This window comes from Pedobacter sp. ISL-64, assembly GCF_018613605.1.
GTDB lineage: Bacteria > Bacteroidota > Bacteroidia > Sphingobacteriales > Sphingobacteriaceae > Pedobacter.
Window position 1 is genome coordinate 66,718 of the sequence record NZ_JAGGPU010000022.1, and the last position, 20,343, is coordinate 87,060.

The 20,343-nt window shown below is 37.0% G+C and carries 17 protein-coding genes and 5 tRNA genes; 21 read left to right on the plus strand and 1 reads right to left on the minus strand.

The window, feature by feature from the left end; genetic code table 11:
* Positions 1-312: 312 nt before the first annotated feature.
* Together J7E57_RS23740 and J7E57_RS23745 are read left to right on the plus strand one after the other, a co-directional pair.
* Positions 313-1,467 carry an acyl-CoA dehydrogenase family protein gene (locus J7E57_RS23740; protein WP_215129313.1) on the plus strand — a complete coding sequence of 385 codons (1,155 nt, stop codon included), beginning with the start codon at positions 313-315 and terminating at the stop codon, positions 1,465-1,467.
* Between the two features lie 245 nt (positions 1,468-1,712).
* Positions 1,713-1,886: a DUF6496 domain-containing protein gene (locus J7E57_RS23745; RefSeq protein ID WP_167343677.1), complete on the plus strand. Its 174-nt coding sequence runs from the start codon at positions 1,713-1,715 to the stop codon at positions 1,884-1,886.
* An 86-nt stretch (positions 1,887-1,972) separates the two neighbouring features.
* Here J7E57_RS23745 and J7E57_RS23750 read toward each other — a convergent pair whose 3' ends face one another.
* Complete coding sequence (locus J7E57_RS23750; RefSeq protein ID WP_029277247.1) at positions 1,973-2,359, minus strand: hypothetical protein; 387 nt, start codon at positions 2,357-2,359, stop codon at positions 1,973-1,975.
* 169 nt (positions 2,360-2,528) lie between these two features.
* Here J7E57_RS23750 and rpsU point away from each other — a divergent pair, with 169 nt between their 5' ends.
* The 19 genes from rpsU to rpoC all read left to right on the plus strand — a co-directional run bounded on the left by rpsU (position 2,529) and on the right by rpoC (position 20,233).
* Positions 2,529-2,723: a 30S ribosomal protein S21 gene (gene rpsU, locus J7E57_RS23755; protein WP_025143268.1), complete on the plus strand. Its 195-nt coding sequence runs from the start codon at positions 2,529-2,531 to the stop codon at positions 2,721-2,723.
* Between the two features lie 158 nt (positions 2,724-2,881).
* Positions 2,882-3,766 (plus strand): tyrosine-type recombinase/integrase, encoded by an 885-nt coding sequence (locus J7E57_RS23760; RefSeq protein WP_215129315.1) that lies wholly within the window; start codon positions 2,882-2,884, stop codon positions 3,764-3,766.
* Positions 3,767-3,780: 14 nt separating this feature from the next.
* Positions 3,781-4,128, plus strand: a complete 348-nt coding sequence (gene hpf, locus J7E57_RS23765) for a ribosome hibernation-promoting factor, HPF/YfiA family (RefSeq protein ID WP_215129317.1) — start codon at positions 3,781-3,783, stop codon at positions 4,126-4,128.
* A gap of 536 nt (positions 4,129-4,664) precedes the next feature.
* Positions 4,665-4,737 (plus strand) — tRNA-Thr (locus J7E57_RS23770).
* Positions 4,738-4,776: 39 nt separating this feature from the next.
* A tRNA-Tyr gene (locus tag J7E57_RS23775) sits at positions 4,777-4,859 on the plus strand.
* Between the two features lie 81 nt (positions 4,860-4,940).
* Positions 4,941-5,016: transfer RNA gene (locus tag J7E57_RS23780), tRNA-Gly, on the plus strand.
* Between the two features lie 80 nt (positions 5,017-5,096).
* Positions 5,097-5,168: transfer RNA gene (locus J7E57_RS23785), tRNA-Thr, on the plus strand.
* A 125-nt stretch (positions 5,169-5,293) separates the two neighbouring features.
* The gene (gene tuf / locus J7E57_RS23790) at positions 5,294-6,481 is read left to right on the plus strand and encodes an elongation factor Tu (RefSeq protein ID WP_029279334.1); all 1,188 of its coding nucleotides are present in this window, start codon (positions 5,294-5,296) and stop codon (positions 6,479-6,481) included.
* A gap of 83 nt (positions 6,482-6,564) precedes the next feature.
* A tRNA-Trp gene (locus J7E57_RS23795) sits at positions 6,565-6,635 on the plus strand.
* Positions 6,636-6,744: 109 nt separating this feature from the next.
* Positions 6,745-6,942 (plus strand): preprotein translocase subunit SecE, encoded by a 198-nt coding sequence (gene secE, locus J7E57_RS23800; protein WP_029279332.1) that lies wholly within the window; start codon positions 6,745-6,747, stop codon positions 6,940-6,942.
* Between the two features lie 9 nt (positions 6,943-6,951).
* Positions 6,952-7,491, plus strand: coding sequence for a transcription termination/antitermination protein NusG (nusG, locus tag J7E57_RS23805; protein ID WP_025143263.1), 540 nt, complete (start codon positions 6,952-6,954; stop codon positions 7,489-7,491).
* 167 nt (positions 7,492-7,658) lie between these two features.
* Positions 7,659-9,002 carry a hypothetical protein gene (locus J7E57_RS23810; protein WP_215129319.1) on the plus strand — a complete coding sequence of 448 codons (1,344 nt, stop codon included), beginning with the start codon at positions 7,659-7,661 and terminating at the stop codon, positions 9,000-9,002.
* Positions 9,003-9,008: 6 nt separating this feature from the next.
* Positions 9,009-9,545 (plus strand): hypothetical protein, encoded by a 537-nt coding sequence (locus J7E57_RS23815; RefSeq protein WP_215129321.1) that lies wholly within the window; start codon positions 9,009-9,011, stop codon positions 9,543-9,545.
* Positions 9,546-9,768: 223 nt separating this feature from the next.
* Positions 9,769-10,212: a 50S ribosomal protein L11 gene (rplK, locus tag J7E57_RS23820; RefSeq protein WP_010601094.1), complete on the plus strand. Its 444-nt coding sequence runs from the start codon at positions 9,769-9,771 to the stop codon at positions 10,210-10,212.
* Between the two features lie 20 nt (positions 10,213-10,232).
* The gene (rplA, locus tag J7E57_RS23825) at positions 10,233-10,931 is read left to right on the plus strand and encodes a 50S ribosomal protein L1 (RefSeq protein WP_116250007.1); all 699 of its coding nucleotides are present in this window, start codon (positions 10,233-10,235) and stop codon (positions 10,929-10,931) included.
* Between the two features lie 2 nt (positions 10,932-10,933).
* A complete protein-coding gene (gene rplJ / locus J7E57_RS23830) occupies positions 10,934-11,455 on the plus strand; it encodes a 50S ribosomal protein L10 (RefSeq protein WP_215129323.1) in 522 nt (173 codons plus the stop codon).
* Between the two features lie 64 nt (positions 11,456-11,519).
* Positions 11,520-11,897 carry a 50S ribosomal protein L7/L12 gene (gene rplL, locus J7E57_RS23835; RefSeq protein ID WP_029279312.1) on the plus strand — a complete coding sequence of 126 codons (378 nt, stop codon included), beginning with the start codon at positions 11,520-11,522 and terminating at the stop codon, positions 11,895-11,897.
* A gap of 157 nt (positions 11,898-12,054) precedes the next feature.
* On the plus strand, positions 12,055-15,858 hold the full coding sequence (gene rpoB / locus J7E57_RS23840) for a DNA-directed RNA polymerase subunit beta (protein WP_193419907.1): 3,804 nt from the start codon (positions 12,055-12,057) through the stop codon (positions 15,856-15,858).
* Between the two features lie 88 nt (positions 15,859-15,946).
* The gene (gene rpoC / locus J7E57_RS23845) at positions 15,947-20,233 is read left to right on the plus strand and encodes a DNA-directed RNA polymerase subunit beta' (RefSeq protein WP_215129325.1); all 4,287 of its coding nucleotides are present in this window, start codon (positions 15,947-15,949) and stop codon (positions 20,231-20,233) included.
* The last annotated feature ends 110 nt before the right edge of the window (positions 20,234-20,343 follow it).

The following is a 20,343-nucleotide window of genomic DNA, read 5'->3' on the forward strand; positions in this document are numbered from 1 at the left end:
AGCGTTAATTGCTTGCAAGGTTTAAAAAGAATCCATTTCAACAATATTTTGCGAAAAACTGAATGTATACATCTATTGCCATTCCTTCAATTTTATCTACATTCATCAAAAACTCCATATAATTAGTTTATTCTGCTATAGTTGTAAAAAAAACAGAAAAAACTTTCTCCATTAATTTCAAGGTTTAAAATTAACCGATAAACTAATTGAACCGAATACCATTTCATTCTGTAATTGCACAAATATTTAATGGTAACTAACTATCAAATAATTGTTTATAATTGCCTCAACTAACTATAAAATATAAATTTAATGAGCGTAAGCTTCGATTTTTCAGAAACAGAAACTCAGCAGAGTGTAAAGGCCATGGTCCGCGATTTTGCAGAGAAAAACATCCGTCCACATATAATGGAATGGGATGAGGCACAGCATTTTCCTGTCGAATTGTTTAAACAGCTCGGAGAATTAGGCTTAATGGGCGTTTTGGTCCCCGAAGAATATGGAGGCTCTGGATTGGGCTATCAGGAATATGTTGATGTAATTGTAGAAGTGGCCCGGGTTTGTGGTTCAATCGGCTTATCGCTGGCTGCACACAACTCTTTATGTACCGGGCATATTCTGGCCTTTGCCAATGCAGAACAGAAGCAGAGGTGGTTACCAAAACTGGCTACGGCCGAATGGATTGGTGCCTGGGGTTTAACAGAAGCAAACACAGGTTCGGATGCACTGAGAATGATGACCACCGCTGTTGAAGATGGTGATGACTATATAATAAATGGTGCAAAAAACTGGATTACCCATGGTAAAAGTGGCGATATTGCAGTGGTGATGGTGAGAACAGGGGAGCAGGGAAGTTCGAAAGGGATTTCGGCCATTGTGGTAGAGCGTGGTACACCAGGTTTTACAGCAGGCAAAAAAGAAAATAAATTAGGCATGCGTGCATCAGAAACCACAGAAATGATTTTTGATAACTGCCGTGTGCCAAAGGCTAATTTATTGGGTAATGTTGGTGAAGGTTTTAAACAGGCGATGAAAGTGTTGGATGGCGGAAGGATTTCTATTGCGGCATTGGCTTTAGGTATTGCAAAAGGTGCTTTTGATGCTGCGGTAGCTTATTCAAAACAACGCCAACAGTTTGGTCAGCCCATTGCCAGCTTTCAGGCCATTAGTTTTAAACTGGCTGATATGGCTACCGAAATTGAAGCAGCCGAATTATTGATCCGCCAGGCGGCAGATTTAAAGAACAGGCATTTGCCCATGACAAAAGAATCGGCCATGGCAAAATATTTTGCCTCAGAGGTTTCGGTAAGGGTAGCAACAGAAGCTGTTCAGATATTTGGCGGTTATGGTTATACCAAAGATTTTCCGGTAGAAAAATTTTATCGCGATAGTAAATTATGTACAATAGGCGAAGGAACGTCTGAAATACAGAAAATTGTAATTGCAAGAGAAGTATTATCAAGGTAGAGGGTTTAAGGTAGAAGGTTTAGGGCTTATGCATTGAACCTTATACCTTAAACCTTTCGCCTTCAACCTTATAAAAACCAAATATATTATGAGCATCCGGACGGTTTAACCACCTCCGGATTTTTTTGTTTTAAAATTTTCAAAACCAACTTTAAATTGCCGGTGTTTTTATTAAAGATTAAAGACTAATAATCAATGGGCAATTATCAATAAACTATTGACCATTGAACTAATGAACTAAAAATATGGCAAAGTATTCAGAAAAAGCTGGTGAGAAAGTAGAAAAAACCATGCACGAAATGAAAGAAGGTAAGCTTAAAAGCGGGTCAGGTAAAAAAGTGACTTCCAAAAAGCAGGCAATAGCTATCGGATTATCGGAAGCCAGGAAAGAAGGAGCGAAGGTGCCGAAAAAAGGTTAGGTGGCAAAGGGTTTATGGTGTAAGGTTTTAAAACTAATCTTCAAAATAATAATTTCCCCTAAACCCTAAACCCTAAACCATTTACCTTACTGCGGTATATCTTTTGTAGTTAAAATGCTATCTACTACATAAACGCTAAATCCGCGCCAGGGCAGGGTATTTTTATATTCTTTATAGTGGAGTTCGTAAAATTTGCCACTATTGGCCATCATTTTATCTGCAATTTCTTTACTTGCAATAGAAAACTCAAACTCATTATTTTGTAATGTTCCCGCTTGTCTGGATTTTACCCCACTCTGGATCAATTTCCCTTCGTAGGTTTTAAACAGATAGCCTTTCTTTACTACATAATTTAATTCGCCGGCTTTAACGCCTTCGCCAAAAACAAAGAAATACCGGTAATAGCAGATTGCTACTAGTAAAATAACGACTATAACTGCGATAATTGAGCCTACTTTTTTGCCTGTTGTCATATCATATAATGGATATATAAATGTAGGTAAACAACAGTTTAGTTTAACTAACGATTTTAAATAAATTTTCTTTTTATAAAACCTTTCTCATTTTCAATATTTTGCTTACATTTGCAGCCCCGATAGCACGGGAAATTTTAAAAACCACGAGAGGAGGTATTTCAGCGTTATGATCATTATCAACATTAAAGACGGCGAATCATTAGATAAAGCCCTTAAACGTTTCAAGAAAAAGTTTGAAAAAACTGGTGTATTGAGAGAACTACGTAGTCGCCAAGCATACGAGAAAAAATCCGTTGCTCGCCGTACTGAAATTAAACATGCTGTTTACATTCAGAATATGAATCTAGATACAACTTCTTAGTTGTTTACGATATAAAAACAAAAAAGTCCTGATCATTTGATCGGGACTTTTTTGTTTTAAAAAGAAATCAAAAACTTTACAATAAACAATTAATTAATGATTTCTTTATATCAAAACTATTTGTAACTTCATATCAATGCCCAGCAAAAAGATATTGAATGTTGCTAAAAAGTTTTATAACCTATTTAACTCACGAGAAGCGCTATTCTCGGCACACCATTACCTCTTATCAAACAGATTTAGATCAGTTTGAAGAGTATGCCAATATTACATTCGAGCTAAACTTTTTAGAAGTTAAGCATATTCATCTCAGGAGCTATATGGTAGATCTGATGGAGAAGAAAGTATCAGAACATACCATCAATAGAAAAATTTCGACATTAAGGAGTTTTTATAAATTTTTGCAGCGAACCGGAAAGATTGATCAAAATCCAACCATTTTAATCAAAGCACCAAAAATACCCAAAAGGTTACCCGTATTTGTTGATTCTCAAAAAATGGATCAGCTATTGGATTCGGAGCATTATTTTAATGAGAGCTTCTCTTCTGTTCGCGATCACCTGGTAATCGAGTTGCTTTTTGGTACCGGCATGCGTTTAACAGAACTACTCCAGTTAAAAGATACTGATATTGATATTTATTCGGGAACAATAAAGGTATTGGGTAAAAGAAATAAAGAACGGATCATTCCTGTAAATAAACAGCTTATCAATCAGGTAAATACCTATGTTGAGCTAAAAAAGTTGCAAAACTTTAATAACAATTTGCCTATCTTAATCGTTACCAATACAGGTGCAGCGGCATATCCAAAGTTAATATACCGTATTGTTACCTCATACCTAAACCACGTATCAACCAATGAGAAGAAAAGTCCCCACGTGCTTCGGCACAGTTATGCAACAAGCCTGCTAAATGCAGGAGCAGATCTAAATGCAATTAAAGAACTTTTGGGTCACGCCAGCTTAGCAGCAACCCAGGTTTACACCCACAATTCGATCGAAAGATTAAAAACAATTTATAAACAAGCCCATCCAAAGGCGTAAAAAAAGGAGGAAAAATGAAAATCGGAGTTCAATCAATCCACTTCAGTGCAGACAGTAAGTTGTTAGATTTTGTACAAAAAAAAGCAAATAAGCTAGATCAGTTTTTCGACCAGATCATCAGCGGAGAAGTGTATTTAAAGTTAGAAAACGTAGAGGATGAGGCCAATAAAATTAGTGAGATAAAACTCATTGTACCGGGAGGGACCCTCTTCGCTAAAGAACAATGTAAATCATTCGAAGAAGCCACAGATCTGGCAATTGAATCGTTAAGAAAGCAGATCACTAAACATAAGGATAAAACACGCGCAAAATTAAGTGAGCATAAAGCAATTTTAAGCGAAAGCGAAGCCGCTGATTATTAAAAATTAGCATTATTTTAAGAAAAGGCAACATGATTAATCATTATGTTGCCTTTTTTATGGACTACCGTGAGGAATTTGCTGTTGTTTTTAACTAATTAATAAATGGTATCGATTGATTTTTTTGTAAAATTAATAAGGATGTAAACGATTTGGTGATGTTAAAGGAGATAAGAAGTGGTAGCCGGAAAGCGCCAGGACATGAGAGCAAGTGCAATTAAACTTAAAAACCGATTCATATTCGTTAGAACACAGAAAAAGTTAAAAAAATAATACAATTTTAAGCGAAAGCAAAGCGACTGATTATGAAGTACCTATTATTTTAAATCGTCTTAATTGAGTGGGAGGGCTAAAAATTTCGCTATTTTTTTTCAAATTTATTTTGAAGTGAAATATAAGTGTGTATATTTGCATTCCCTTTCGGAAACGGTGTTAGGCCAAGAAGAAAAGGCTTGTTCTTTAAAAAGATAAAAGTTTTAAAAAAACACGTTAATAGTATGAAAAATGAAGATTTTTCGTATCATTGCACAAAATTTAAAGCCTCCTTAGCTCAGCTGGTAGAGCAACTGACTTGTAATCAGTAGGTCATTGGTTCGATTCCGATAGGAGGCTCTTTTTATTTTAAAGTGTTAGCATTTTAAAGTAAAAAATGGGGAGATTCCAGAGCGGCCAAATGGGACAGACTGTAACTCTGTTATCGCAAGATTTCGAAGGTTCGAATCCTTCTCTCCCCACACTTTAAATGAACGACCAAATGTTTTAATGAGAGATTATTTCTATCATTCTTTCATTCAATCAATCACTGGTTTTTAAAAGCGGAAGTAGCTCAGTTGGTAGAGCGATAGCCTTCCAAGCTATAGGTCGCGAGTTCGAACCTCGTCTTCCGCTCCAATAAAAATTAGAAAGTGGGCAGTTATTGGTAACAGTTTTAATTTGGTTAAAACTAAAAGGCTGGAACTGGAAACTAAAAAGCCGACTTAGCTCAGCGGTAGAGCACTTCCTTGGTAAGGAAGAGGTCATGGGTTCAATTCCCATAGTTGGCTCAGGATAATAAAGCTTTGTTAAATCTGTTTAATATGCAGGGTAGACAAGGTTTTTTGTGTTGCATTGCATCAAAACAATAAATAAAATTAATAAAAAGTTAACCTACTAATTAGTTATAAATAAAATGGCAAAAGAAAAATTTGACCGTAGTAAACCGCACTTAAACATCGGTACAATCGGTCACGTCGATCACGGTAAAACAACTTTAACAGCAGCTATTACAAAAGTTTTAGCTGATGCAGGTTTATCTGAGGCACGTTCATTCGATTCAATTGACTCAGCTCCTGAGGAAAAAGAAAGAGGTATTACAATTAATACTGCGCACGTTGAGTATTCAACTGCAAACCGTCACTACGCACACGTAGATTGTCCAGGTCACGCGGATTATGTTAAAAACATGGTTACAGGTGCGGCTCAAATGGATGGTGCTATTATCGTTGTTGCTGCTACTGATGGTCCAATGCCACAAACTCGTGAGCACATCTTATTGGCTCGTCAGGTTGGTGTACCTTCATTGGTTGTATTCATGAACAAAGTGGATATGGTTGATGATCCTGAATTATTAGAATTAGTAGAAATGGAAGTTCGTGAATTATTATCGTTCTACGATTTCCCTGGTGATGATATTCCTGTTATTCAAGGTTCTGCTTTAGGTGGTTTGAACGGAGATGCTAAATGGGTAGCAAAAATTATGGAATTAATGGATGCTGTTGATAGCTACATTCCAATTCCTCCACGTTTAACTGAGCTTCCATTCTTGATGCCTGTTGAAGATGTATTCTCGATCACTGGTCGTGGTACTGTAGCAACTGGTCGTATCGAGCGTGGTGTAATCAACTCTGGAGATCCAGTTGAAATCTTAGGTATGGGTGCTGAGAACTTAAAATCTACAGTAACTGGTGTTGAGATGTTCCGTAAGATCTTAGATTATGGTGAAGCTGGTGATAACGTAGGTTTATTGTTACGTGGTATTGAGAAAACTGATATCCGTCGTGGTATGGTAATCTGTAAACCAGGTTCAGTAACTCCTCACACTGATTTCAAAGCTGAGATCTATGTATTATCAAAAGCAGAAGGTGGTCGTCACACTCCATTCTTCAACAAATACCGTCCTCAATTCTATTTCCGTACTACAGATGTTACTGGTGAGATTTCACTAGCTGAAGGTACTGAGATGGTAATGCCAGGTGATAACGTTACAATCACTGTAAAGTTGATCAACGCTATCGCAATGGAAAAAGGTCTACGTTTCGCTATCCGTGAAGGTGGTAGAACAGTAGGTGCTGGTCAGGTAACTGAAATTTTAAAATAATCTTAAATCCCGATTTATCGGGACTAAAGAAAAATAAGAAAAGCAAAGTGTTTAAGTGCGCTTAAGCACTTTGCTTTCTAATTACGGGAATAGTTCAACGGTAGAATAGAGGTCTCCAAAACCTTTGATCAGGGTTCGAATCCTTGTTCCCGTGCTCAAAACAATGGTTGAGTAATTGAATGAGTGAATGATTAAATTTGAAGGTTAGCTTTCGAATATTATCATTCACTCATTTAGTCATTCTGTCATTCAATAAATTAAATATGGCTAAAGTAGTTGAGTTTATAAAAGAATCGTACGATGAAATGACCCAGAAGGTTACATGGCCTACTTGGGGTGAACTGCAAAGTTCTGCAATTCTTGTATTAGTGGCTTCTTTAATTATTGCATTGGTTATTTTTGCAATGGATAAAGGATCAACATTTGTGTTAGATACTTTTTATAAATCACTTTCTAATTAATATTTACTAATGAGCGATCTAAAGTGGTACGTTGTAAGGGCTGTTAGCGGTAAGGAAAAGAAAGTAAAACAGTACATTGATGCTGAGATCAGCCGTTTAGGTTTCTCTCATTTGGTTCCTCAGGTTTTAATACCAATGGAAAAATATTACCAAATGAAAGATGGTAAAAAAATTGCCAAAGAACGTAACTTTTATCCTGGTTATGTTTTAATCGAAGCTACATTAGATGGAGAATTAGAACACATCATTAAAGGAATTAATAGTGTTATTGGTTTCTTGGGTGATAAAGCTGGCAATCCAATCCCAATGCGCCAGGCAGAAGTTAACCGTATTTTAGGTGTGGTTGATGAAATGAGCGAGCAAGGTGAAACGATGAACGTGCCTTACTATGTTGGCGAAGGCATTAAAGTAATGGACGGACCTTTCAATGGTTTCTCAGGTATTATCGAAGAGGTAAACGAAGAGAAGAAAAAACTGAAAGTAATGGTTAAGATTTTCGGTCGTAAAACGCCGCTTGAACTTAACTACATGCAAGTAGAAAAAGAGTAAGGAATTATTTTGAGATATTCAGAAGCCCCGATTAATTCGGGGTTTTTTTTGTCTTCATTTTTTTAGATACGTTTTTGTCTTATTTGTTTGTAGTTTTAAATTTATTGCTATATTAGTTCACCTCATCTCTCAAATAATTATTAATTATCAAAATCTAAATTAACAAAGTGATAAAAAAAATCAAATTATCAAAGAAACCCTTTCTTGCTTTCATCATTCTTATTACTATTACTGCTGTAATCTATTCTTGTAAAAAAAGTCGTGAAGCTTCAATTACTGAATTAAATACTGAGCTTCTAAATGAATCGAGAACTTACTTTGAAAGCATTATTTTAAAACAAATAGCACTAAACGATAACAATATTAGGCATAGCATAGAAAAAACGCCTTTATGGGATAAGGCTTTTGTGAAAAAAATATCAGTTGGTAATGCTGTAATTGTTCCCATAAAGTTCGATAATGATTTTCGAATAACAAACGACGATAATACTGGTTATAAAAGGGTAACTAGTTACTTGATCATCTATAGGGATGCCAAAGATGTAAGACATGCAGAATGGGTAACCCTAATTCCGAATATAACTACACAATATGCAAGTGAAAAATTTATTGGAACCGCAACTATTGAGGATTGGAGTGGGAACTTCATAAAAGCTTTTGCATATGGGGCAGACGGGCAGATCATCTCTGTTAAATTAGCTGAATCTGATATCTATAAACAAGTGATTTTAAGACGGCTAAATTGTTACACTATTCATTATTATGGACACAATTATGTAGAAGGTGTTGCAGGAAGCGATTACTGGTATGAGAATGGTTCTGAAACCTACTGTCAGAACGAGAGTGGTGTTGATTATGGACCTAATGGAGGTGATTATGGAGATATGGGTAGCGGTGGAGGTGGTGGAACAGGTGGAAATGGAGGGGAAGCTGTGTTCGAAATAAAAGACAGTGTTCAAAATGATTGTATAAAAGCGCAGCTTTCACATGCTCAGACTGCTAAAACAACAATCAGAAATATGTTAAATGATGAATTTGGTACTAATAACTTCAATGATCGTGATATTGTTTTTTATGACATTACTACCTTACCAGATACAGTTGCGGGTACCACACATGGTAATAGTGCATACTCGTTTATAATTAATCTAAATGAAAATACATTACCACAAAGGTCTAAGGAATATATTTTGTCAACAATATACCACGAGATTTTGCATGCTTACATGGATACTCAATTAGGAAAAGATGCTTCAGGTAATTATTTAATATCAAATCAGCACCAAACTATGGCAGATAAATATGTGTTTTTGATGATGGGGGCTCTAAAGGTTGCATTTCCAAATCTTAGTGATAGAGACGCCTGGGCATTGTCTTGGGGAGGATTAGAAGATACTCCATTTTATAAAACAAAATTGTCAGAAGCTGAGCGTGTAGAAATTCAAAATTTAATGGATAAACATAGAAAGAGTACGGCTGCAAATTTGAGACATGGTACTTATTGTAATTAAAAAAATATGAAAGGAATAATTATTAGTATATGTTTCTTATTGAGTTTTGTAAACATATGTTTCTCACAAGAATCCAAAGTAGAAGAATTGACATCAATAGTCATTACCTCTTCTGGGCAAAAAGCAGACATAAGAGTCGCCATTTTGAAAAGATTGGATAAATATATTAAGAGCGAGGCGCTATTTAATAAGCCAAAAAATAGTGCATTTTTATTTTCGGTTGGTCTTTCCGTTGACTCTTTAGGAAATGTGGATGATGTTTTTTTTTCAGAAAATGTTTCAAGAAATAAAACTGAAATTGTTATGGTAAATGAGAGTTTAATTAGCGATTTTAAAAAAATGCATATTGATGATTTTGTTTATAGAAATAAGATATTGGTTTTTCCAATGCTTTTTAAGCGACCAGAAGATGATAAGATTTCTAATTTAAATGAATTTTTAAATGGTTTCTCATCTTTGTGGCCAGTAATCAAGACAAGCAATAAACATAGGGTTATATTACTAAAGCCGTTTATCAATAATTTTTTTGACCCTATAAATTAGATATTAGTCCCGGTGTTAAGTTTTTTCTAATTTGAGTCAGTTAGGCTTAAGTTGTAAAATTGAGTTTAACTACGCTTGAAATATATTTTTCTCAAACTATTGTAGGACTGCAAGATTATCCATATCTTTGCAGTCCTTTTAGTTTTATAGGAACATAAAGGAATTTAAATGTTACATGCTTCCAATATTTAACATTGAGTTTTAAATAAACAAAAAACACAAAATGGCAAAAGAAGTCAGTGCAATGATCAAATTACAGATCAAAGGCGGAGCGGCAAATCCATCGCCACCAGTAGGACCTGCATTAGGTGCTAAAGGGGTGAATATTATGGAGTTTTGCAAACAGTACAACGCTCGTACCCAAGATAAAGCAGGTAAAGTATTGCCAGTTGTAATTACTGTTTATGCTGATAAGTCATTCGATTTCATCATCAAAACCCCTCCTGTAGCTATCCAGTTAAAAGATGCTACTAAATTACAGAGTGGTTCTGCTGAGCCTAACCGTAAAAAAGTTGGATCGGTGACCTGGGACCAGATTAAAGTTATTGCTGAAGATAAAATGCCTGATTTAAATGCATTTACAATCGAATCTGCAATGAGTATGGTTGCTGGTACAGCACGCAGTATGGGAATCACCGTTTCTGGTGACGCACCCTGGAACAATTAATTAAAAAACAGTTTACAACAGTGGCGAAATTAACTAAAAATCAAAAAAAGGCACACGCTAAAATAGAAGCTGGTAAAGCTTATACTTTACAGGCTGCTGCTGCTTTGGTAAAAGAAATCACTACCACTAAATTCGATGCATCAGTTGATATTGATGTATCTTTAGGTGTAGATCCGCGTAAAGCGAATCAAATGGTACGTGGTATTGCTACTTTACCACACGGTACAGGTAAAACTGTTCGTGTTTTAGCTTTAGTAACTCCTGATAAGGAAGAAGAAGCAAGAGCAGCCGGCGCAGACTTCGTAGGTTTAGACGAATATGTGGCTAAAATTGAAGGTGGTTGGACCGATGTAGACATTATTATCACAACACCAGCTTGTATGGCAAAGGTAGGTAAATTAGGCCGCGTTTTAGGTCCAAGGAACTTAATGCCAAATCCAAAATCTGGTACAGTAACTAACGAAGTTGGTAAAGCTGTAACAGAGGTTAAAGCAGGTAAGATTGATTTTAAAGTAGACAAAAGCGGTATTATACACGCTTCAATAGGGAAAGTATCATTCCCAGCAGATAAAATTTATGAGAATGCACTTGAAATCATTCAGGTAATTTCAAAATTAAAACCATCTGCTGCTAAAGGAACTTATTTTAAGAGCATTCACGTGTCTTCTACAATGAGTCCTGGAATTGCAATTGAAACAAAATCAGTAGCGGGGATCTAATCATGAACAGAGAAGAAAAAAACGAAGTAGTTTTAGAACTACAAGGACAAATGCAAGAGTATGGCAATTTTTATATTGCTGATACTTCTAGCCTTTCTGTTGAGCAGATTAATAACATCCGCCGCAAGTGTTTTGAAGATGATATCATCATGAAGGTTGCTAAAAACTCTTTAATCCGCAAAGCGATTGAAGGTTTAGATGGCGATGCTTCTGAGATATACGAAGCCCTTAAAGGTTCATCATCATTATTATTCTCAAAAACAGCAAACGCTCCGGCTAAGTTGATTAAAACTTTGAGAAGAACATCTGATAAACCATTGCTTAAAGCAGCATATATAGATTCATCAGTATACGTTGGCGATGACCAATTGAATAACTTAGTAAGCTTAAAATCGAGAGAAGAGCTTATTGGCGATATCATTGGATTATTACAATCACCAGCTAAGAATGTTATATCTGCGCTTAAATCAAGCGGAGGCAAAATTGCAGGAATTGTTAAAACTCTACAAGAAAGAGAAGGTTAACGAACACCTTAAGTTCGCAATTAAACAAAATTATTTTTACGTAAATTTTTAAAATCTTAATAAAATGGCAGATTTAAAATCGTTTGCTGAGCAATTAGTAAACTTAACAGTTAAAGAAGTTAACGAATTAGCTCAAATCTTAAAAGACGAGTATGGTATCGAGCCTGCAGCTGCTGCTGTAGTTGCTGGTCCTGCTGCTGGTGGTGATGCACCTGCTGCTGCTGCAGAAAAAACATCATTTGATGTTATCTTAAAAGAAGCTGGTGGCGCTAAATTAGCAGTTGTGAAACTTGTTAAAGACTTAACTGGCCTTGGTTTGAAAGAAGCAAAAGACTTAGTTGACGGAGCACCAAAAGAATTAAAAGCTGGTGTTACTAAAGACGAAGCAGAAGCTCTTAAAAAACAATTAGAAGAAGCTGGAGCAGTAGTTGAGATTAAGTAATCACTTAACTTAGCTAAGCTAAAAATGTATTAGACACCGACTGAAAATGTCGGTGTCTTTACCTGTTTATAAACATCTCATTTTGTTTGGTTAATGAGAATGCTTGAAACTGAAACCAAACAAATAGTTTATTCTTAAACTAAAATCTTTTAGTCCATTGGCAAAGACAGTCGAACAAAGAGTAAATTTTGCAACTAGTAAGCACATTATAGACTATCCGGATTTTCTGGATGTGCAATTGCAATCATTCAGAGAATTTTTCCAGATAGATACCACATCAGACGATCGCTCTAGCGAAGGTTTGTTTAAAGTGTTTGCTGAAAACTTTCCAATAACAGATTCAAGAAATATCTTCGTATTAGAGTTTCTTGATTATTTTGTTGATCCGCCACGTTACGATATACATGAGTGTATTGAGCGTGGATTAACCTACAATGTTCCATTAAAAGCAAAGCTGAAACTTTCTTGTAATGATGTAGAACATGAAGATTTTGAAACCATTATCCAGGATGTGTACTTAGGTACAATCCCGTATATGACACCAAAAGGTACGTTTGTTATCAACGGTGCAGAACGTGTTATCGTTTCGCAATTACACCGTTCTCCAGGAGTGTTTTTCGGTCAAAGCCGTCACACAAATGGAACCAAACTGTATTCTGCACGTGTAATTCCTTTCAAAGGTTCATGGATCGAGTTCGCTACAGACGTTAATAACGTGATGTATGCTTATATCGATCGTAAGAAAAAATTCCCGGTTACCACTTTATTACGGGCTATCGGTTACGATTCTGATAAAGATATCTTAGAACTTTTTGATCTTGCTGACGAAGTAAAAGTTAGTAAATCTGGTTTAAAGAAATACATCGGTCGTAAACTGGCGGCAAGAGTATTGAAAAAATGGGTTGAAGATTTTGTAGATGAAGATACAGGTGAGGTAGTTTCTATCGACCGTAATGAAGTGATTCTTGAAAGAGAAACCGTTTTAGAAGACGAACACATTGATATGGTTATCGAAGCAGGCGTAAAAAGCATCATCTTGTCTAAAGAAGATGGCGCAAGTCAGGCTGATTATACCATTATATATAATACATTACAGAAAGATACATCAAACTCAGAAAAAGAAGCTGTAGAAAACATCTATCGTGCTTTGCGTAACGCAGAACCACCTGATGAGGAAACAGCCCGTGGTATCATTGATCGTTTATTCTTTTCAGATAAACGTTACGATTTAGGAGATGTTGGTCGTTACCGCATCAACCGTAAATTAAAAATGAATACCCCTGATGAGGTTAAAGTATTAACAAAAGCAGATATTATTGCAATTGTGAAATACCTGATCAAATTGATCAACTCAAAAGAAGAGGTAGATGATATCGATCACTTGTCTAACCGTCGTGTACGTACGGTAGGTGAGCAATTGTACGCACAATTTGGTGTTGGTTTAGCCCGTATGGCCAGAACAATCCGTGAGCGTATGAATATTCGCGATAACGAGGTGTTTACACCAACTGATTTGATTAACGCCCGTACGTTATCGTCTGTTATCAACTCTTTCTTTGGTACTAACCAGTTGTCTCAGTTCATGGATCAAACAAATCCATTGGCAGAGATCACACACAAACGCCGTTTATCGGCTTTAGGTCCAGGTGGTTTATCGCGTGAGCGTGCCGGTTTCGAGGTACGTGACGTTCACTATACGCACTATGGTCGTTTATGTACTATTGAAACACCAGAGGGACCAAACATTGGTTTGATTTCATCACTTTGTGTGCATGCAAAAATCAATAATTTAGGTTTCATCGAAACACCATACAAACGTGTTGAAGATGGTAAAGTAGTTGTAGATTCAGACGTTATTTATTTATCTGCTGAGGACGAAGATGGTAAAACCATCGCTCAGGCCAATGCAGAGTATGATGATAAAGGTAATTTTACCACACCGCGTGTTAAAGCGCGTTATGAGGGTGACTTCCCGATTATTGAGCCTGAGAAATTAGACTTAATGGACGTTGCGCCTAACCAGATTACTTCAATCGCTGCTTCGTTAATTCCGTTCTTAGAACATGATGATGCGAACAGGGCTTTGATGGGATCGAACATGCAACGTCAGGCCGTACCATTGTTACGTCCTGAAGCACCAATTGTAGGTACAGGTTTAGAAGGTCGCGTTGCACGTGACTCAAGAACTTTGATCAACGCAGAAGGTGACGGTGTTGTAGAGTATGTTGACGCTAACGAAATCACCATTAAATATGAACGTAACGAAGATGATCGTTTAGTTTCATTTGAAGGTGATAGCAAAACTTACCGTTTAATTAAATTCAAAAAAACCAACCAGAATACTTGTATCAACTTAAAACCAATCGTTAAGAAAGGTCAGAAAGTTACTAAAGGACAAGTACTTTGCGAAGGTTATGCAACTGAAAATGGTGAATTAGCATTGGGTAGAAACCTGAAAGTGGCATTCATGCCTTGGCAAGGTTTCAACTTTGAGGATGCGATTGTAATCAACGAGCGTATTGTTCGTGATGACGTTTTCACTTCATTGCATATTGAAGAGTTTGAATTAGAAGTACGTGATACTAAACGTGGAGAAGAGGAATTAACACCAGATATCCCGAACGTTTCTGAAGAGGCTACTAAAGACCTTGATGAAAACGGTATTATCCGTATTGGTGCTGATGTAAAAGAAGGTGATATTTTAATTGGTAAGATTACTCCAAAAGGAGAATCTGATCCTTCACCGGAAGAGAAATTACTACGTGCAATTTTTGGTGATAAAGCAGGTGATGTTAAAGATGCGTCTTTAAAAACTCCTCCTTCAATCCAAGGTGTGGTAATTGATACTAAATTATTCAGCCGAGCTAAGAAAACTACAAAAGCTGAAGAGAAATCGGCAATTGAGAAATTAGACAAAGGATATAACAATATCACTGAGAAATTAAAAGCAGAATTAGTTGACAAATTATTCACTATCGTAAACGGCAAAACATCTCAGGGTGTATTTAACATTTACAAAGAATTATTGGTTGCTAAAGGCGCTAAATTTACTCAGAAAATTTTAGCAGAACTTGAATTTGCTCATATTAGCCCTAATAAATGGACTACTGATGATGATAAAAACGAGATGATTAAAATGTTGCTTCACAACTACGGTATCCGTGTTAACGAAGAACTTGGTGCTTACAAACGCGATAAATTCGCGATCAGTGTAGGTGATGAGCTTCCTTCAGGAATCGTACAGATGGCAAAAGTTTATGTAGCTAAAAAACGTAAATTAAAAGTAGGTGATAAAATGGCGGGTCGCCACGGTAACAAAGGTATTGTTGCACGTATTGTACGTGATGAGGATATGCCTTTCTTAGCTGATGGTACTCCGGTTGATATCGTGTTGAACCCATTGGGTGTACCTTCACGTATGAACCTTGGCCAGATCTACGAAACTATTTTAGCTTGGGCCGGCCAGGAATTAGGTGTTAAATTTGCAACACCGATTTTTGATGGTGCTACCCACCAAGAAGTAGAAGAGTGGATTGCTAAAGCGGGAGTTCCTGCTTCAGGAAAAACCTACTTATACAATGGTTTAACAGGTGAGCGTTTCGATCAGACTACAACTGTAGGTATTATCTACATGTTGAAATTAGGTCACATGGTTGATGATAAGATGCACGCCCGTTCAATCGGACCATACTCATTAATTACACAACAACCTTTGGGTGGTAAAGCCCAGTTCGGTGGTCAGCGTTTTGGTGAGATGGAGGTTTGGGCATTAGAGGCATTCGGTGCAGCTAATATTCTTCAGGAGATCTTAACCGTTAAATCGGATGATGTAATCGGAAGAGCCAAAACTTACGAAGCCATTGTTAAAGGTGAAAACCTACCAACACCAGGTGTACCAGAATCGTTCAACGTATTGGTACATGAGTTACGTGGATTAGGTTTAGATATTACGTTAGACTAAGTATTGAGTATTAATGTATCGAGTATCAAGATTGGATTATCCGTCTTGATACTCGATACCAAGTACTTGCTACTAAAAACAAAAAGATATGTCTTACAAAAAGGATAATAAATTAAAAAGCAATTTCACATCAATCACGATTAGCTTATCGTCTCCAGAAATTATTTTGGAACGTTCAAGCGGTGAGGTGTTGAAACCAGAAACCATTAACTACCGTACTTACAAACCTGAGCGTGATGGTTTGTTCTGTGAGCGTATTTTTGGTCCGGTAAAAGATTACGAATGTCATTGCGGTAAATACAAACGTATCCGTTATAAAGGTATTGTTTGCGATCGTTGTGGTGTTGAAGTAACGGAGAAAAAAGTACGTCGTGAGCGTATGGGACACATTGCTTTAGTGGTTCCTGTTGCACACATCTGGTACTTCCGCTCTTTACCAAACAAAATCGGTTATTTATTAGGTTTACCTACTAAAAAATTAGATTTAATTATCTATTACGAGCGTTACGTAGTTATTCAATCAGGCTTAATGGCTGAAGAAGGTATCAACTATATGGACTTCTTAACGGAAGAAGAATATTTAGATATCTTAGATAAATTACCTAAAGAAAACCAATACTTAGACGATAAAGATCCTAATAAATTCATCGCCAAAATGGGTGCTGAAGCATTAGAAGATTTATTAAAACGTATTGATTTAGATACTTTATCTTATGATTTACGTCACCAGGCAGCTAACGAAACTTCTCAGCAACGTAAAAATGAGGCTTTAAAGCGTCTTCAGGTTGTTGAAGCTTTCCGTGGAGCTAATACACGTATCGAGAATCGCCCTGAGTGGATGATTGTTAAAATCGTTCCGGTTATTCCACCAGAATTACGTCCGTTAGTACCATTAGAAGGTGGCCGTTTCGCTACTTCCGATTTAAATGATTTATACCGCCGTGTAATTATCCGTAACAACCGTTTAAAACGTTTGATCGAGATTAAAGCACCAGAGGTAATTTTACGTAACGAGAAACGTATGCTGCAGGAAGCTGTAGATTCGTTATTCGATAACTCACGTAAAGTTAATGCGGTAAAAACTGAAGGTAACCGTGCTTTGAAATCACTTTCAGATATCCTGAAAGGTAAACAAGGTCGTTTCCGTCAGAATTTATTAGGTAAACGTGTGGATTATTCAGCTCGTTCGGTAATTGTTGTAGGGCCTAGCCTTAAATTGCACGAGTGCGGTATTCCGAAAGATATGGCTGCTGAGCTTTACAAACCATTCATTATTCGTAAGATGATTGAGCGTGGTGTAGTAAAAACAGTTAAATCTGCTAAGAAAATCGTTGATAGAAAAGATCCATTAGTTTGGGATATTTTAGAAAATGTATTAAAAGGTCACCCGGTATTATTGAACCGTGCACCTACGCTACACAGACTAGGTATTCAGGCTTTCCAGCCAAAATTAATTGAAGGGAAAGCAATCCAGTTACACCCACTAGTTTGTACTGCGTTCAACGCCGATTTTGATGGTGACCAGATGGCTGTCCACTTACCTTTAGGTAATGCAGCAATTTTGGAAGCCCAAGTATTAATGTTGGCCGCACACAATATCTTAAACCCTGCAAATGGTACGCCAATCACAGTACCATCACAGGATATGGTTTTGGGTCTTTATTATATTACTAAAGGCCGTAGAACAGATGAAACCAGAGTTGTAAAAGGACAGGATTCGAATTTCTATTCACCAGAAGAAGTTATCATTGCTTATAACGAGAAAGAATTAGACTTGCATGCATTTATCAAAGTAAGGGTAAATGTTAAACAAGGCGATGGTTCTATCGTTAATAAATTAACTGAAACCACTGTAGGTAGAGTATTGTTCAACCAAATGGTTCCTGAAGAAGTTGGTTATATCAATGAATTATTAACCAAAAAATCTTTAAGAGATATTATTGGTGAAGTAGTGAAAATGACTGGTATGGCCCGTGCTTCTCAATTCTTAGATGATATCAAAGAATTAGGATTCCGTATGGCATTCCAGGGAGGTTTATCGTTCAACTTACAAGACGTAAACATTCCGGTAGAAAAACATACTTTATTAGAACAGGCAGCAGCTGAAGTTGAAGAGGTAAGAAACAACTATAACATGGGTTTCATTACCAACAACGAACGTTACAACCAGATTATCGATATCTGGACCCGTATCAACAACAGGTTAACTACATTCGTTATGACTCAGTTATCATCAGATAACCAAGGTTTTAACTCAGTTTACATGATGCTTGATTCAGGTGCACGTGGATCTAAAGAGCAGATTCGTCAGCTTTGCGGAATGCGTGGTTTGATGGCGAAACCTCAAAAATCTGGTTCAGGTGGTGATATTATCGAAAACCCGATCTTATCAAACTTTAAAGAAGGCTTATCGGTATTAGAGTACTTTATCTCTACCCACGGTGCGCGTAAAGGTTTGGCTGATACGGCGTTAAAAACAGCTGATGCGGGTTACTTAACCCGTCGTTTACATGATGTTGCACAGGATATGATTGTTAACTCGGTTGATTGTGGTACTTTAAGAGGTATGTACACAACTGCGTTAAAAGATCAGGAAGATATTGTTGAGCCATTATACGACAGGATTTTAGGGCGCACTTCATTACATGATGTTTATAATCCTTTGGATAACACATTATTGGTGAGTGCTGGCGAAGATATCAACGAAGATGTTGCCAAATTGATCGAAGAGTCTCCATTAGAAGGTATCGAAATCCGTTCGGTATTAACTTGCGAGAACAAACGTGGTGTTTGCGCATTATGTTATGGCCGTAACTTGGCATCTGGTAAACGCGTTCAAAGAGGTGAAGCAGTTGGTGTAATTGCAGCACAATCAATCGGTGAGCCAGGTACACAGTTAACACTTCGTACTTTCCACGTGGGTGGTACTGCATCGAACATCGCTGCAGAATCTAACATCGTAGCTAAGTTTGATGGTGTAATCGAATTCGAAAATATCCGTACTGTTGATACACAAACAGAAGAAGGAACAGTTCAGGTAGTATTAGGTCGTTCAGGTGAGTTCAAAATTGTTGAACCAGGAACCGGACGTATCATTGTAACCAATAACATTCCTTACGGTGCATTCTTGTTCGTAAAAGAAGGTGATAAACTTTCTAAAGGTGATAAAATCTGTTCGTGGGATCCGTACAACGCGGTTATTCTATCAGAATTTGCCGGTAAAGCACAATTTGATGCCATTATTGAAGGTGTAACCTTCCGTGAAGAATCAGATGAGCAAACTGGTCACCGTGAAAAAGTAATTATCGATACACGTGATAAAACTAAAAACCCTTCAGTTCAGATCGTTGATAAGAAAGGTGAATTCATTAAAGGTTATAACATTCCGGTAGGTGCCCACGTTTCAGTTGATGAAGGTGAAGCAATCCAAACTGGTCAGATTATCGCTAAAATTCCTCGTGCAACTGGTAAAACCCGAGATATTACAGGTGGTTTACCTCGTGTAACGGAATTATTTGAAGCACGTAACCCATCTAACCCAGCTGTAGTAACTGAGATTGATGGTGTGGTAACTTTAGGTGGCGTTAAACGTGGTAACCGTGAAATTACAATCGAATCGAAAGATGGTGAAGTTAAAAAATACTTGGTTCCATTGTCGAAACACATCCTTGTACAGGATAACGACTTTGTGAAAGCGGGTATGCCGTTGTCAGATGGATCAATTTCTCCTGCGGATATCTTATCAATTAAAGGCCCTGCAGCGGTTCAAGAATACCTGGTAAATGGTATTCAAGAGGTTTACCGTTTACAAGGTGTGAAAATTAACGATAAGCACTTCGAGGTAATTGTTCACCAGATGATGCAGAAAGTTCACATTGAAGATCCAGGTGATACTATTTTCTTAGAAAACAATGCTGTAGACCGTTGGGATTTTGCTGACGAGAACGATGCCATGTACGATAAGAAAGTGGTAGAAGATGCAGGTGATGCGACAGATATCAAACCAGGTCAGATTGTTTCATTACGCAGATTAAGAGACGAAAATTCTCAATTGAAACGTAAAGATTTAAAACAGATCACGGTTAGAGATGCAAGACCAGCAACTGCAAGTTCTATCTTACAAGGTATTACACGTGCATCATTAGGTACTAAATCGTTCATTTCTGCGGCTTCGTTCCAGGAAACTACGAAAGTATTAAATGAGGCAGCTATTGCAGGTAAACGCGATAATATGTTAGGCTTGAAAGAAAACGTGATCGTTGGTCACTTAATCCCTTCAGGTACTGGTGTACGTGGTTACGAAAGAATCATCGTTGGTTCTCAAGAAGAATACGATAAATTATTAGCTTCGAAACAAGAAGAAGTAGAAGCTTAGATTTTAATAGTAATTTTAAGCCCTCTGAATTTTTATTCAGAGGGCTTTTTTGTTTTATGAAAGAATCTATCTATTTTGTTACAGTCCGTCAAACGTTTGCGTAGGGGCAC